General features: G+C 35.3%; 16 protein-coding genes and 2 pseudogenes. 5 read left to right on the forward strand and 13 right to left on the reverse strand.

Annotation, left to right across the window (positions count from 1 at the left end):
• Positions 1-41: 41 nt before the first annotated feature.
• The 3 genes from hpf to rpsU form a co-directional block, all read right to left on the reverse strand.
• Entirely contained in the window at positions 42-389 is a 348-nt protein-coding gene (hpf, locus tag N824_RS22055; protein WP_048907302.1) for a ribosome hibernation-promoting factor, HPF/YfiA family, read from the reverse strand.
• 16 nt (positions 390-405) lie between these two features.
• Positions 406-1,290, reverse strand: coding sequence for a tyrosine-type recombinase/integrase (locus N824_RS22060; protein ID WP_048907303.1), 885 nt, complete (start codon positions 1,288-1,290; stop codon positions 406-408).
• Positions 1,291-1,418: 128 nt separating this feature from the next.
• Positions 1,419-1,613 (reverse strand): 30S ribosomal protein S21, encoded by a 195-nt coding sequence (gene rpsU / locus N824_RS22065; RefSeq protein WP_008243148.1) that lies wholly within the window; start codon positions 1,611-1,613, stop codon positions 1,419-1,421.
• Positions 1,614-1,769: 156 nt separating this feature from the next.
• Here rpsU and N824_RS22070 point away from each other — a divergent pair, with 156 nt between their 5' ends.
• A complete protein-coding gene (locus N824_RS22070) occupies positions 1,770-2,141 on the forward strand; it encodes a hypothetical protein (protein WP_048907304.1) in 372 nt (123 codons plus the stop codon).
• Between the two features lie 102 nt (positions 2,142-2,243).
• Here N824_RS22070 and N824_RS22075 read toward each other — a convergent pair.
• A pseudogene (locus N824_RS22075) lies at positions 2,244-3,417 on the reverse strand (acyl-CoA dehydrogenase family protein).
• Between the two features lie 197 nt (positions 3,418-3,614).
• Here N824_RS22075 and N824_RS22080 point away from each other — a divergent pair.
• Complete coding sequence (locus N824_RS22080) at positions 3,615-4,664, forward strand: ATP-binding protein (protein WP_048907305.1); 1,050 nt, start codon at positions 3,615-3,617, stop codon at positions 4,662-4,664.
• Here N824_RS22080 and N824_RS22085 read toward each other — a convergent pair whose 3' ends face one another.
• The 5 genes from N824_RS22085 to N824_RS38895 form a co-directional block, all read right to left on the reverse strand.
• Positions 4,665-5,402 (reverse strand): LuxR C-terminal-related transcriptional regulator, encoded by a 738-nt coding sequence (locus tag N824_RS22085; protein ID WP_048907306.1) that lies wholly within the window; start codon positions 5,400-5,402, stop codon positions 4,665-4,667.
• Positions 5,403-5,648: 246 nt separating this feature from the next.
• The gene (locus N824_RS22090; protein ID WP_048907307.1) at positions 5,649-6,176 is read right to left on the reverse strand and encodes an adenine phosphoribosyltransferase; all 528 of its coding nucleotides are present in this window, start codon (positions 6,174-6,176) and stop codon (positions 5,649-5,651) included.
• A gap of 2 nt (positions 6,177-6,178) precedes the next feature.
• Positions 6,179-6,343 (reverse strand): helix-hairpin-helix domain-containing protein, encoded by a 165-nt coding sequence (locus N824_RS38890; RefSeq protein WP_161662351.1) that lies wholly within the window; start codon positions 6,341-6,343, stop codon positions 6,179-6,181.
• Between the two features lie 26 nt (positions 6,344-6,369).
• Complete coding sequence (locus N824_RS22095) at positions 6,370-6,627, reverse strand: helix-hairpin-helix domain-containing protein (RefSeq protein WP_048907308.1); 258 nt, start codon at positions 6,625-6,627, stop codon at positions 6,370-6,372.
• A gap of 54 nt (positions 6,628-6,681) precedes the next feature.
• Entirely contained in the window at positions 6,682-6,837 is a 156-nt protein-coding gene (locus tag N824_RS38895; protein WP_161662352.1) for a helix-hairpin-helix domain-containing protein, read from the reverse strand.
• Positions 6,838-7,221: 384 nt separating this feature from the next.
• Between N824_RS38895 and N824_RS34765 the strand changes: the two are divergent.
• The 3 genes and pseudogenes from N824_RS34765 (at position 7,222) to N824_RS22105 (ending at position 10,399) form a co-directional block, all read left to right on the forward strand.
• Positions 7,222-8,256, forward strand: a pseudogene (locus N824_RS34765) (lysophospholipid acyltransferase family protein).
• A 28-nt stretch (positions 8,257-8,284) separates the two neighbouring features.
• The gene (locus N824_RS34770) at positions 8,285-8,974 is read left to right on the forward strand and encodes a GNAT family N-acetyltransferase (protein WP_235207267.1); all 690 of its coding nucleotides are present in this window, start codon (positions 8,285-8,287) and stop codon (positions 8,972-8,974) included.
• A 222-nt stretch (positions 8,975-9,196) separates the two neighbouring features.
• Positions 9,197-10,399, forward strand: a complete 1,203-nt coding sequence (locus tag N824_RS22105) for a hypothetical protein (protein WP_048907309.1) — start codon at positions 9,197-9,199, stop codon at positions 10,397-10,399.
• Positions 10,400-10,402: 3 nt separating this feature from the next.
• On the opposite strand, the gene N824_RS22110 is transcribed toward N824_RS22105, so the two are convergent.
• From N824_RS22110 to N824_RS22125, 4 genes are all read right to left on the reverse strand, one after another.
• Positions 10,403-10,942, reverse strand: coding sequence for a hypothetical protein (locus N824_RS22110; RefSeq protein WP_152542442.1), 540 nt, complete (start codon positions 10,940-10,942; stop codon positions 10,403-10,405).
• Between the two features lie 155 nt (positions 10,943-11,097).
• Positions 11,098-12,306 (reverse strand): hypothetical protein, encoded by a 1,209-nt coding sequence (locus N824_RS22115; protein WP_152542443.1) that lies wholly within the window; start codon positions 12,304-12,306, stop codon positions 11,098-11,100.
• 1 nt (position 12,307) lies between these two features.
• The gene (locus tag N824_RS22120; RefSeq protein WP_048907312.1) at positions 12,308-12,631 is read right to left on the reverse strand and encodes a hypothetical protein; all 324 of its coding nucleotides are present in this window, start codon (positions 12,629-12,631) and stop codon (positions 12,308-12,310) included.
• A gap of 187 nt (positions 12,632-12,818) precedes the next feature.
• On the reverse strand, positions 12,819-14,279 hold the full coding sequence (locus N824_RS22125; protein WP_235207239.1) for a hypothetical protein: 1,461 nt from the start codon (positions 14,277-14,279) through the stop codon (positions 12,819-12,821).
• Positions 14,280-14,327: the final 48 nt, after the last annotated feature.

Consider the following 14,327-nt stretch of genomic DNA (forward strand, 5'->3'; position numbering starts at 1 on the left):
ACTCCGCCAATTCAATATTAAAATATCGCTAAAATATGTACCTAATAATCAGATACTTCATTCGCGTTTAAAATTGCCTTATGTTCACTTAATTTTATTCTCGTCTTGTCTTTATGTTTGGTGATTTGCTTTCTTAACGACTCAATTGCTAAATCTGTGGCCTCTTCAAATGATTTACACTGTTCCTTTGCGAACATTGTTCCGCCCGGTACGATCAATTTTATCTCACTTATTTTATTGGCTTCATCATCTACATTCTCTAATTTTAAATAAACTTCGCCACTAATAATCTGATCAAAAAATTGATCTAGCTTATCTACTTTCTTTTGAATGAAATCTAATAACTTCTGGTCTGCATTGAAATGGATCGATTGAACTGTAATTTTCATATTTTCCTCCTCTTTTTTATGCCTTTGGATGGGCTTGTTTATATATTGATTTTAATCTTTCTACTGAACTGTGGGTATAAACCTGAGTAGCAGCCAGGCTTGCATGCCCCAACAATTCTTTTATTGCATTTAAGTCTGCCCCCCTATTCAACAAACTGGTGGCATAAGAATGGCGCAATACATGCGGACTTTTCTTATCCTGTGTTGAAATGAAACTTAAATAACGCTGAACTATTCGGTATATCAATTTAGGATATGCATCCGCTCCTTTATCTGTAACGAATAAGCCTCCCGTTTTGTTATCAAATTTTTGTAATGTTTTTAACTCCATGTAGGTTCTTAACTGATCCTCAAGCGGTTTGCTTATCGGAACTATCCGCTCTTTATTTCTTTTCCCCAAAACCCTGATATTTGAGTCATAAAAGTTAATATCGGATTCCTTCAATGCCAACAGCTCTGCAAGTCGCACACCCGTTCCAAATAAAGCTTCAATAACCAATCTGTCTCTTACTGACGAAAAGCTTCCATCAAAAAATTCTTCAGAATCAAGCAACAGATCTAACTTCTGGTCATCTACAAATACAGGAATACGTTTGGGGACTTTAGGAGCTTTTACAAGCGTCATTGGGCTCGATTGAAGTATTTGCTCGCGAACAAGATATTTGTAGAAACTGCGCAAGGTAGATAGCTTCCTTCCTATAGAATTCTCAGCAACACCTTCCTCCATCAGCCAAACCATAAAATTCCTTACGTGAATATAAGCTGCATCATTAAGCTGCAGTTCAAATGTCTCGAGCATAAAATCTCTAAACTGAATCAGGTCGGTTCTGTAGGACTGGACTGTGTGTGGAGAATATCGCTTCTCGTGCTGGAGATATGTTAGAAATTGGTCAACAGTCATAGAAACTATTTGTATTGCTCGATAGAGTGAATATACAAAACATTATCTTAACAATTCCTTTTTATTTGAACAAAAAAAAGCCATCAAACAATTGATGGCTCTAATGTTATTATGTTAAACTACAAGAACTATATTGTTCCTTCTAGTTGCATATTTTGCTTATAAATAGCGTGTTTCACTAACGTACGACGTGCTACAGATTTTTTCTCGTAAGCTTGGCGGCTACGTAATTCTCTTAACACTCCTGTTTTTTCAAATTTCTTTTTGAAACGTTTTAACGCTTTATCTAGTGATTCACCGTCTTTAATATTAATAATGATCATAACGTAAAATACCTCCTCTCGTTGTTTTTAGGACTGCAAAGATAGGCATTTCATTTGATAATCAAAACACTATGTTTAATTTTTTATTAATAATATTGGATTGAAAATACATGGTACACTTTTTATACTTATTTTTAATATAAAAACAACTCTATCATGAAATCTAAAAAGCCGCTGTTTATTACTCTTGCTATAATAATTGTTATCCTATCGGGATTTATTTATTATCGTTATTATTTTGTGTTTGGCGATGGCGTTAAAGCCGGTGAACTGAACTATGTGGTAAGAAAAGGTTATGTATTTAAAACCTACGAAGGCAAACTGATCCAAACAGGGCTTCGATCCAAGCAAACCGGCACCATACAATCAAATGAATTTGAATTTTCTGTGGACGACAAGGCCATCGCCGAAAAAATGATGATGAACAGCGGAAAGACATTCGAGCTGCACTATAAAGAATACGTAAGTACGCTTCCATGGAGAGGCTACAGTCCTTATGTAGTAGACCGTATCATATCCATTAAATAGAGCTATAGCCCTTTAAAAACAAAAATCCGGCATATTTAAATATGCCGGATTAATTGGTTTTATATTTGGTTAGAATATTCTCTTTTATTTTGTTACACTAATCTAATGTTTTAAAACTTCTCTTGCAATAACTATTTTCTGAATTTCTGAAGTTCCTTCTCCAATAGTACATAATTTGCTGTCTCTATAGAATTTTTCTACTGGAAAATCCTTAGTATAACCATACCCTCCAAAAATCTGCACTGCCTCAGTTGCCGTCCTTACTGCAACTTCCGAAGCAAAATATTTGGCCATAGCCGATTCTTTGGTCATAGGTAAACCACGGTTCTTTAAATCAGCTGCCTGTCTAATCAACAGCTCCGCTGCCTCAATCTCAGTAGCCATATCTGCCAGCTTAAAACTAATGCCTTGAAAACTTGCTATTGGCTGTCCGAACTGATGTCGTTGCTTGGCATAAGCAACAGCCGCCTCATAAGCACCTTTTGCAATACCTAACGCCAATGCGGCAATGGAGATCCGTCCGCCATCTAAAAMYTKSATTRCYYRTNKTAAARCMCCCACCTATAGTCCCTAAAAGATTTTCTTTTGGAATACGGCAATTGTCAAATATCATTTCGGTTGTTTCAGAGGCTCTCATACCTAATTTATTCTCCTTCTTGCCTGCTGCAAAACCTGGCGTTCCCCTTTCAACAACAAAAGCCGAAATGCCATTAGAATCTCCTTTTTCTCCAGTTCTTGCCATAACAACCGCAATATCTCCTGTTTTACCATGAGTAATCCAGTTTTTAGACCCGTTAATAACATAATCATCTCCATCCAATGTAGCAACGGTCATCATACCCAAAGCATCAGACCCTGTATTTGCTTCAGTTAAGCCCCATGCTCCTATCCATTCTGCTGTTGCTAATTTAGGCAACCATCTCATTTTTTGTTCCTCATTGGCAAAAGCAAGGATATGACCAGTGCATAAAGAATTGTGAGCGGCTAACGAAAGACCTATTGAACCGCAAACTTTGGATACTCCAACAATCACATCTACATATTCCTGATAGCCCAAACCAGATCCACCATAAACCTCAGGAACTAGAACTCCCATCAGACCTAATTCACCAAGTTTTTTAAAAACTTCTATCGGAAAATGCTGTACTTCATCCCATTCCATTACATTTGGACGAATATTCTTCTCCGCAAAATCATGTACCACCTTTCTTATCATTTCCTGATTTTCTGAGATGCTAAAGTTATAGCCTACAGAATTATCCATTGTTTCTAACATAATTTTATCGATTGAATCCCGACAATTATAAACAAATAAAATAACAGAAACACAAGTTTAAATTTGCAGAATACTAGAACGAAATGGTATTTAGTTCATTAACCTTACCTCCTTATTTTAAGTAAGTCAAATACGCTTAAAACTTTTTTTATTTTTTTTAGCTTTACCCCCTTAGAACTATCTAAATAAAGCATCTCATGAAGTCCATTACCGTAAAAGCTCTTGTCGCTCAATTAAAGAACGACCTCATAGGCAAAGATTCTTACAGAGGAGTAACGCTTACTTACTCCTGGCTGGCAAACCAGTTTGGTCACTTTTCTTTAGGTTTTATTCCAACAATACTGCTTTACAATGTACTTAAAGCAAAGACTAATATGTCTCAGCCTGAATTGTGGGCGGCATTTGGTGTTTGGGCTGGCTGGATTTTGTTTGAACTTTTTAATTTCCTATGGCCGTTATTGTTTAAAACAGAATCAATACGTAAGGCTCTTGGAACAGGCAAATACACATTTCAACCAGCGTGGACAAATGTTGCGTTCGATACTTTAACAGATCTGGTTTATTTTGGAATGGGTGCACTTGCTGCAAGTCTGATCTGTGAGTTTCACCAAGGTATGTTAATTGGTCTTATTGTGTTAGTATTATTGGTTATTTACCCCTTCTACTATTGGTACACTACAAAAATGTTTATCCAAAATGCCGATTATCCTTTTCAGTTACGACTAAGTCAATGGAACCAACAAATAAAAGAAGACAACAAAGCATTGATTTTAGACTTCCTAAAGCATAATGAACCCGGAAAACATATGTTACTATTTGGCTCCAGAGGCAGTGGTAAAACAATGCTATCAGTCGGAATTGCAACAGAGTCATCTATTAAAAATAACAGTTGCAGTTACATTACAGCCGTAAAATTACTTTGTTTGTTTTTTGAGGATGAAGACAACCCGCCAATTACAAAACCCGGAGCCTGGTCGTGGCGAAACTCTTCATTACTGGTAATTGACGATATTAATCCCGGTGGAAATGTACAAGATGACATTTTAAGTGCAAAACAATTCTATACTATACTTAATAATTTAAGCTGTGGCGAATTAAATAAAAAAGCTATTAAAGAAAAAAGTATTATCTGGGTTATGGGTAATGACGACCCAGATAGACAGGCTGAAGAACGCTGGGAAACATTATTAGAAAATATAGGTGTAGAGAGATCAAATATTACAACCGTAAACCTCGATGCAGTTTAATTAAGGAAGTATGTTATTGTCATACGCAAAGCTTACCAGGTGTGTTAAACTTTTAACATCAAAGCGCTTGTACAGTGGAATTATCCTTTTTTCAATTGCTGAGTGCGAAACACCCAATTCATGCGCAATTTCTTTGAAGGAGTAGCCTTTTGCCACAAGCGAAAGTGCCTCCTTCTCTTTATTGGATATAGCCAGATGGTAAAACAATATCTTGTTTAATTCCTCTTCAAATTTTTCCTTATCAGGGCCATAAGCCGCATATCTCATTATTTTTCCAAAAATAAGACTCCTGTTAATTTGAAAACGACCGATAATGGATTCGATTTTACCATTCTCAGAACTAAAAACGCCTACTCTTGCCGAGATAGGAACTTCCTGACCATTTTTATGAATCTTTTTAAGCTCTATAGTAAAGCTATACTTCTCCAGGTCTTTTGACTTGTTATGAATAAATTTGAGTGCCTTATCATTAAGATCATGTGAGAAAGGGGCAAATTCAGGTGCCGACATATTTACTATTGCCAGCATATTTATTTCATCATCTGTATATCCAACAACCTCTTCCCAGCCGCTGGCAAAAATCATTCTGTTCTCTTTAAATGAATAGATATAAATGGCTTCTTCAGCAAACCTCGGAATAGTTTGCTCAAAGAACAATGCTTGTTCACTCTTTAAGTCGGCTGGAACATCCGTAATAAAGTTCCTTGAATAGTCTCCAAAATTCCCTTTCGATTTCATTTTATATCAATTTTGAGAAATCCTTTCAATAAAACCTGCGTATTTACTCAGTTGATTTTAATTAAAAGCACTGCTAATTTTGCAACAAGTTTAAAAAAAATACCTCTCATTTCAGCATACAAAAAAAAGCTGCAAAATTATGCCTAGTCTTACTCCTCGCTTTTCTATTCTAATTTTAAAATTGATTGCAATTTCTCTGTTAATCTTGTGCTTATATCAAGCCAGCAATTTAATCGTTTAAGAAAACTAGTAAGAGGCTAAAGAAAAAACCTCATTTCCATATGGGGTTAATCGCTCCCTACCATTTAAAAAATCTAACGATATAATAAAAGAATAAGCTACTACTGTTGCTTCCATCTGCATAACAAGTTTAGATGCGGCTACAACTGTGCCTCCTGTAGCCAGTAAATCGTCATGAATTAAAACCCTTTGCCCCTTAAGCAATGCGTCCTGATGACATTCTATCGTTGCGCTGCCATATTCTAGATCATATGATTCCTGCACAGTTTTGTAAGGCAACTTACCTGCCTTTCTAATTGGAATAAAAGGTACATTTAACACCTGAGCCAACGATGGACCAAACAAAAAGCCCCTGCTCTCTATACCTGCAACCACGTCAATCGCCACATTCGAAAGTTGCATAGCCAAGGCGGCGGTAATATCAATGCATAAGCCCGGGTCCTTTAGAATCGGAGTGATATCTTTAAAAATGATCCCCGGCTTTGGAAAATCATGTACATCGCGTACAGTTTGTTTTATTCTGGATTCTATCATGACTAAAAAGTAAGGTAAGGTACCAAGCGTCCCACCGTTTCCGGATCTAAAATAGCAACCTTATTTAAGTCAGCAATATTACTATAATTTCCGTGTTGTTTTCTATACTCAATAATAGCATTTACCTGTTTATACCTTATAGATGGATGTCCTTTAAAATCCTCCAACCTTGCAGCGTTAACATTAATCCTTTTTAATCTTGATCATCCGCAGAAACCTGATTTCTGATCTCGTCATATTTTACTGAATCCAGTCCAAATACTTCAAGCAACTGCTCCTTTTTGTAAAAGCCTCCAATCCGTTCCCTGTATTTTATTATCCTCCTAGCAAAAGCCCACCCAATTACTTCTACCTCAATAAGCGCCGCACTATCAGCCCCCTTTAATTCAATTATTTTATGCTCCCGGGAAACTGGGCTTTTAGCATTACTCTTAAAATTTTTCTCCGGCACTTTTATGTTTCCGGCATACTTATCTTCAATTCTTACATAGGGAGATAACCTTTCTTACATTTTCTCAGTAATCGTATACATCTTCTTTAAATCTTCAGTTTTTTTAAACTTCCCTCCTTTCTCTAAATACTTCAAAATAGCTGCAGATTGTTTAAAAGACAAGCCCAACCTTTGCCAATCATCAACGCTTATGGTATTCGGATCAAACACGAACAACGAATAATGATTCTCTTTTTAGCATTGCACTTTAATTTCACATTATTAAAAATGGCAGACTTTTTAACCGGTAGTATTAACCTTTTGATGGCTAATTGTTCAGCTACAAAATTATCCGGTTCGGTTTTCACAAATCTTTACGGGCAGGGAACAGTACTAATTAACACGAAAAGCACTATTAAAACTAAAAGGCCATTAAATTCCTGTTTACTAAAATTAAAATAAGCATTCAACCATTTTCTCATTGCCTAATCTATAGCAGAATATTACAAATACCAACCACAATAGCAATAGTATTATATTTTAGTATGTCGCCAACGATTAAAAATATAAATCTTACTTTTGAGGTTGGATAATGTTTCACAAACTGGAATTTAAATGAAGATCATAACTACCCAAGAGTTTGCAAAAGCTACTAAAATAGATAAACTGGGCGTACCCGGACTTGCTGCTTTACTCATGGAGATGATGAAACTTAATGACATCAACAAAGTTTTTTCGCAGAATGAGCACTTTAGTGGTTTAGAATTTGTCGATAAGATTTTAGAAACCATAGGCGTCAGTATCGACTTTGACGAAGACGACCTTAAAAACATTCCCAAAACCGGAGGTTTTATTGCAATAGCTAACCATCCTTACGGTGGTGTTGAAGGCCTTGCCCTTGTAAAATTACTGTGTACTGTAAGGCCCGAGGCAAAGGTGATGGTTAACTTTATACTTAAAAAGATCCCTAATCTAAGTGAGTTCTTTGTAGCAGTAAATCCTTTTGAGAATGTTCAGCACACCTCAAGTATCAGTGGTCTAAAAGCTACTTTCGATCTTCTTCAAAGCGGCACACCAATAGGAATATTTCCAGCAGGTGAGGTTTCAACCTTTAGTTTAGATAAGCAGGAAATTACAGATAGGATATGGCACCCGGTAGTAGGTAAATTAATTGCCAGGGCTAAATTACCTGTAGTACCAATCTATTTCCATGGCAACAACGGGGTTTTATTCAATATCCTTAGCTTTATCCATCCTACGTTAAGAACAGCTAAATTACCTTCAGAATTTTTAAACAAACAAGGTTTAAAAATAAAAGTAAGAATTGGTAAGCCTATTAATATAGAAGATGTTTCTTACAGAAATAACACCAATAAACTACTTGATTTTCTTAGGGCACGTACCTATGCCCTTGGAACCGGTTTAGAACAAGAAAAGAAATTGTTCAACCCAATCAATCTGTTTAAAATAAAGAAAAAGCCAGAAGAAGTTATTGTTGAAACGGATAGGAATAAAATTGTAGAAGAAGTTGATCAGCTCGAAAACTTCAGGGTATGGCAAGAAAAGAACTACGAAGTATATATTGCTCCTACAGTAGCCAYTCYWMMKATNTTTAAGGGAAATTGGCCGTTTAAGGGAAATAACTTTTAGAGAAGTTGGTGAAGGAACAAATAAAAAGATTGATCTCGACAACTACGATATTTATTATAACCATCTTTTCATCTGGGATAAAGACCTGCAAAATATCGTAGGTGCTTATCGTATCGGTAAGGGAGATGAGATTTTAAATACCATGGGCAGACGTGGGTTCTATCTATCAGAACTCTTCAAAATCAAAGAGCCTTTTTATCCGATCTTAAGACGTGGAATTGAATTAGGCAGATCGTGGATCCGAAAAGAATATCAGCAGAAACCACTTCCTCTTTTCTTGTTGTGGAAAGGTATTTTAAAATACCTGCTGGATAATCCTCACTATCGCTACATGTTTGGCCCGGTAAGTATCAGCAATAATTTCTCAAAGTTCTCCAAGTCCTTAATTGTAGACTATATTACAAAGAACCACTTCGATTATGAGCTGGCGCATTATGTAAAGCCTAAAAATAAATTTAAAGCAGATCTTTCTGCGATTGATAAGGATCTGTTAATTGAAAGCAGTGATTCCTTAAAAGACCTTGACAGCTTAATATCTGACATTGAGAACTCTCACATTAAGATACCTGTATTACTTAGACAGTATATGAATCTTAATGCCAAAATCATTTGTTTCAATATTGATCCTAAATTTTCTGATTGTCTTGATGGCTTTTTAGTAGTGGATATGCAAAATATCCCACCTGAAATGCTAGAGAAGATTGGTAAGAATTTTTAATAACAAAAGCCCTGACATCCATCGGGGCTTTTTGTATCAACTAAACCTAAACGTATATAAATACTAACCAAATATTTATGCCACAAAAGTACTGGCGTGATGTTAAGTGCTTGTTAACTATTGATTACTATATAATTTTTTAACGCCGAAAACTTAATATGCAAATACTGTTAATTCTGTGTATATTTAATGTTACCATAATATTAATTAATCTACAGAGTCATGGGCCGTTTGCTAAAAATATTCGGTACACTAATTTTACTACTGGCTACGCAACTTGCGTACAGTCAGAATAATAGCTACAATATTAGTTTTGAGTTTTATAATGACACCTTCAACCTTGAAGTCGATTCATCTATAATTGTAAATGCTCCAACAGAACTCTCAGAACAGTACATTAAATCGAGCTATAATAAAGTAAACGCAGGTAAGTACTCATCTATAATAAAAACGCTTACTACCTACAAAACGAAATACCAGCTAAACGATTGGCTTTATTATCAACTAATCAGAAAAACAGCTCAGCAGATTAGCCCTAAAAAAGACAACTATGAGCGCTATACTTTTTACAAATGGTTTCTTTTAGGTAAATCGGGATACGACGCCAGACTTACCATTGCAGATAACCGGATCATATTCTATGTTTTTAATGATGAGGATATTTCTGATATACCTTTCGTCATGTTCAAAAACAAAAAATACATGTGCTTAAACCATCATGATTATGCATATGCAGATTTAAATAAGGTACCTCCTCACGATATGATCAGCATCCCTGAAGCTAACGAAGCCTTTTCTTACAAAGTAACCAGAATGCCCGATTTTAAGCCTGAAGACTATTATGAAAAACAGATTCAGTTCAGCTATAAACATAAAACCTATCATTTCAACATTAAGCTAAATCCTGATGTAGAAACTATTTTTGCCAACTACCCGGTGGTTGACTTTGAATCGTATTTTAATATCCCCCTTAGCAAAGAAACTTATGGCTCCTTAATTCCCCTCCTTAAAAAAAATGTGAGTGGAATGAAACAAAAAAAAGGAATCGATTATCTGATGCGTTTTACCAGATATGCATTCTTATATGAAAATGATGAAGAAAACTTTGGAAAAGAGAAGCGGCTCTCTCCAGAAGAGACACTCTTCTCTAAATATAGCGATTGCGACGACAGGGCAGCTTTGTTTTTTTATCTGGTAAAGGAGATCTATAACGTACCGATGATTGCTCTGCTGTACCCTACCCATATCACTATGGCAGTTCAGTTTGACACACCTGTAGGCGGCGACCCTATAGTTTATAAAGGCAAGACCTATTCTATTTGTGAACCAACACCACAGAAAGAGGATCTTGGTATTGGGAAAATGTCTGCCAAACTAAAAAAAATCCCTTACCAGATTGTTTACGCTTATGAACCTAAGCATTAAAGTTTAATTAAAAACAAAATTTGGATCAAAATACTGTTTTACATGCAAGGTATCCCTCTTTGCTGGCTGTCCGATTGCTTCCAAAATAATCTCTGCCTCTAATAACCACCTTGTTTGGTCTGCTTGTTTATCGGGTCTTAAATTAATTCCTTTAACATATCCATCTTCTATTAGCCTAAACGGTGTCATCAGGCAAGCTGCACAACTCCTGGTTAACTTTACTTTTCCATCTAAAATAGCCTGCTTGTTAAATGAAAAAGATTTACCTTCCATTGGCGCTTTTATGTAGAGCGTTGTCCTAATACCTGGGGTCTGTATATCTGCCCAAAATAATCGATAAGGGCCAGTTATTAATCCTGAACCAGCTTCGTTTAAATCTGCATTTTCAGTAAATAGATATTGGCAATTTGCATTTTTGGGACAAGGGGTTAGATTTTTTTCATCTATTTCTTCCTTAATAATTTTTCCTTTGTCTTTAGAGCAGGAAACACCGATCAAAATGGTTGTCATTACGATCAACAGTTGAATAGTTATTTTTCTCATAATCTTATTGTTTACAACTATACGTTCAGCCACTTATTACCGCTACAGAAGTGGTGTTAAGTTTATGTTAAATAAAAAGGTCCTTTTGCAGTGCGAAAGGACCTTCAGTGCCTGAGCTTCTTCAAACACATTTACCACTTATATTTCAAGATAAATTAATCAAACCAATGGTGAAATACTTCCGAATAACCAAAACTAGAGGGGTTCTCAACGGAAGTTATTTTAAACTGATAGAAATATGGATTCCCTCTCGGAATAGTATTATCAGGCGGTCTTATAAAATGACCATTATTAGGAACTGAGTTAGCTAGTCGTTTGAAAAAATTACCTTGATCATCATATAAATCTATCGATACATTAGATGCATTAATTCTATTAACAAGCCAATCAACGACAAGTTCACCATATCCAGAACCGGAACTATCAGGTCTAAAAATCCAGAAAGCATTAGGGAATGCATTAGGAAGATCTGATTGCCAAAGCATAGGATGATCATTAACAAAGCAAAACAAACCGCTTTTTCCGTACTTAGTCCCAAAAACTTCTTTTATTCTTATATAATACTTGGAATTATATCCATACCCTGCCATTAAAGCCGAAAAAATATTAAGAGTAAATCGATTATTATTGTTAGTATTATCGATTTGAACTGCGGAAAAATCAAAAATAATACTGCCATTATTAGGAACATTAGTCTTCTCAACAATTAAATTAGAGGAAGCATCATAAAGAGCAATATTTACTAAGCTTGAAGTTAGTTTTGAATTATTCCATTTGAATTCTAAATCTTCATTTGGAAGCTTAACTCCTATTTCAAATTGATTAGGAGAAGGATATGAAACAAGATCAGCAACAAGAACAGGAGGTTCATTATAATATACCCCTATAGAATTATTTGACATGTATTCTGTTAACATCTTTTGCTGATCGCTATTATAATATGTAAATTTTATTATCAATACACCTTTTGTAATGTTAGCTGGCAATTTTGCATCTAATGTCAAATTTGAAAAACCAGAAGGATGACCAAAATTGTCCTTATAATCAGCCTCAATAACTGCTCTGGGTGTAGATATTTCTTGATATGAGGGATCAGTACAGCTATTACAAACCGCATACATAAGTGTAATTGTACATGAACCATCTTCATTGCCTCCAGTAGACAACAATTGTCTGCTTAAAGACACTTGGAACTTGAATGGAGTAACTACATTCGGATTTGCAACATTCAACTTACCAGAAACTAAGTAAGCTGGTAAAACCTTAAAGCCCGACAGTTGAACATCAGCCTTAGCTACTAGAAAATTGGCGAGTATCAACAATAACACCAAATAGATCTTTTTATTTATTATGAAATCTTTCATCCTATTCACCATATTTTGATTGGTATACATTTGCATCAGCATAAATTGCTTCTATTGATTCTCTACTATATTTTTGATCTCTGATTAAAAATTCGTCATTAATCTTATTGTAAATAATCTCGTCTTTTCCAACCCCCAAGGATATTGACAAAAACTTAACTAGTTTCTCATTTCTTACAACAGTATCCGTTTTTATCGATTTAGTGTGCTCCTTATCATTTTTAACTGTTTCTTCTTTTGTACAAGCAGAGATTATCAATGAAAATACTAGCAGTAATGCCGATAGCTTAATTAAGCTATTTTTTGGAATAATTTTTTTTTTCATAGTTTATTTTTTGCCTTGAAGATCCTCTGCTAGTATTACTCAAGCGTTAAGAAAATATTATCATACATCGAAATTACTTATCAAAAAAAACAAAAAGGAGGATATCGATGATATCCTCCTTTTTGTTTTAGCGAATCGATTGCTTGATCAATTACAAAGTTGATTCAAATTTCATAAACGAGTGATCTTATTTTACTGCCCCAGGAGTTGTATAAGGCAATACCTGAGGATTATAATTAGCCCAGCCAGCAGTCCAATCAGTTGTACCGAAAGCACCTCTATAAGCAACTTTCTCGAAAAAAGCATCAGCAACTTTTACATTTGTGTACAAAGCTCCGTTAGCAGCGGCAGAACCTGCAACTACAGTAAAGTTAGGAGTACCTTGTTTAGCTGCAGCAACTAAATCAGGTGAAAACTTGTAAGGATCAGTAATAACTGATGAAGCATAAGCATCAGGAGTAAAAGTATTATTTGAAGTCAAAGAAGTAGTTAATGCAGCCAATATACCAGCAGCACCTTTAATTTGATTTGATTTACTATTACTTCCTAATACTAGATTATTAGCAAATACAGATTTACCTGCGACAAAGGTAGCATAAGTAGCACCAGCTGTAGTAACCTTTGTATCATCATAATAAACACCCTCTGTATATCCAGCTAATACTGAATTAAAGATGCTTATTGACGAGTTACGACGAATTTGAGCAGCATGTTGATAGTTAGCATTTATATTTCCAGCACCAGCTACGTCAACAGGACCTAATATAGTTACGTTAGAAAAAATAGCAGATGTTTGAGGAACATTATTTGATCCATTTCCATCATTATCAGATTCAAAACCATTTGAGCCAGAGAAGTCAGCAATTGTAGCCACACGTTGTGCTAAAGCAAATTGAACCTTTCCAGAATAGCCATTATCAGTATCAAAATCATCATCCCATGTTCCAACTGAAAGTAAGTGTTTTGCATTTACTGTTCCACCGAACCATTCAAAAGCATCATCTCCTGAACGATAAATCTGAACATAATCAATAGTAGTACCTGAACCAACGCTTCCAAAAGTAAGACCGTTGATTTCATTGTCAGGACCTAAGGCAATACCAGCATATTCAATACGAATATATTTCAGAGTTCCTGAATTATCAGCATCATCAGTACCTCCGTGTAGTGCCTTATCAGTAGCATCAGCAATACCTTCTATTTTAACACCTGTACCGATATTGTTTTTTGCTTTTCCTAATAAAACTAATCCACCCCAATCACCTTGAGCACGACCACCAGCAGGTTGATTTGAAGTAAATACAATCGGCTTGTCAACTGTACCTACAGCCTCGATTTTAGAACCACGTGTAATAACTAATGAACCTTTAGAAGCTTTATCACCTTTAATGATTGTCCCTGGCTGAATAGTAAGAGTTGCATTTCCAGTTACATAAACATTGCCTTTTAAAAGATATATTTTATCAGCAGTCCATGTAGTGCTTGTAGCAACATCTCCTGTTACGGTAACAACTCCTTCTGTAGTTGGAGGATTTATGATTCCTTCATCTGAATCATTCTTTGAGCAGCTTGCAAAAAAAACAAGCACACTTAAAGCTGATATTAATAACTGTTTTTTCATTTCTTTATTTTTAATTTGTTGTTTCAAAGATATTAAGCGTGATTTACCTGTATATTACTATATGTTTAAATAAAC

The organism is Pedobacter sp. V48 (assembly GCF_000523515.1).
Lineage (GTDB): Bacteria > Bacteroidota > Bacteroidia > Sphingobacteriales > Sphingobacteriaceae > Pedobacter.

Excerpts from the sequence above, each read along its gene's own strand:
- rpsU (WP_008243148.1), bottom strand. The coding sequence starts at position 1,613 with ATGATCATTATTAATATTAAAGACGGTGAATCACTAGATAAAGCGTTA.
- N824_RS22060 (WP_048907303.1), bottom strand. The coding sequence starts at position 1,290 with ATGACTGTTGACCAATTTCTAACATATCTCCAGCACGAGAAGCGATAT.
- N824_RS22110 (WP_152542442.1), bottom strand. The coding sequence starts at position 10,942 with ATGAGAAAAATAACTATTCAACTGTTGATCGTAATGACAACCATTTTG.
- N824_RS22115 (WP_152542443.1), bottom strand. The coding sequence starts at position 12,306 with ATGAAAGATTTCATAATAAATAAAAAGATCTATTTGGTGTTATTGTTG.
- N824_RS22120 (WP_048907312.1), bottom strand. The coding sequence starts at position 12,631 with ATGAAAAAAAAAATTATTCCAAAAAATAGCTTAATTAAGCTATCGGCA.
- N824_RS22090 (WP_048907307.1), bottom strand. The coding sequence starts at position 6,176 with ATGATAGAATCCAGAATAAAACAAACTGTACGCGATGTACATGATTTT.
- hpf (WP_048907302.1), bottom strand. The coding sequence starts at position 389 with ATGAAAATTACAGTTCAATCGATCCATTTCAATGCAGACCAGAAGTTA.
- N824_RS22080 (WP_048907305.1), top strand. The coding sequence starts at position 3,615 with ATGAAGTCCATTACCGTAAAAGCTCTTGTCGCTCAATTAAAGAACGAC.
- N824_RS22070 (WP_048907304.1), top strand. The coding sequence starts at position 1,770 with ATGAAATCTAAAAAGCCGCTGTTTATTACTCTTGCTATAATAATTGTT.
- N824_RS22085 (WP_048907306.1), bottom strand. The coding sequence starts at position 5,402 with ATGAAATCGAAAGGGAATTTTGGAGACTATTCAAGGAACTTTATTACG.
- N824_RS22105 (WP_048907309.1), top strand. The coding sequence starts at position 9,197 with ATGGGCCGTTTGCTAAAAATATTCGGTACACTAATTTTACTACTGGCT.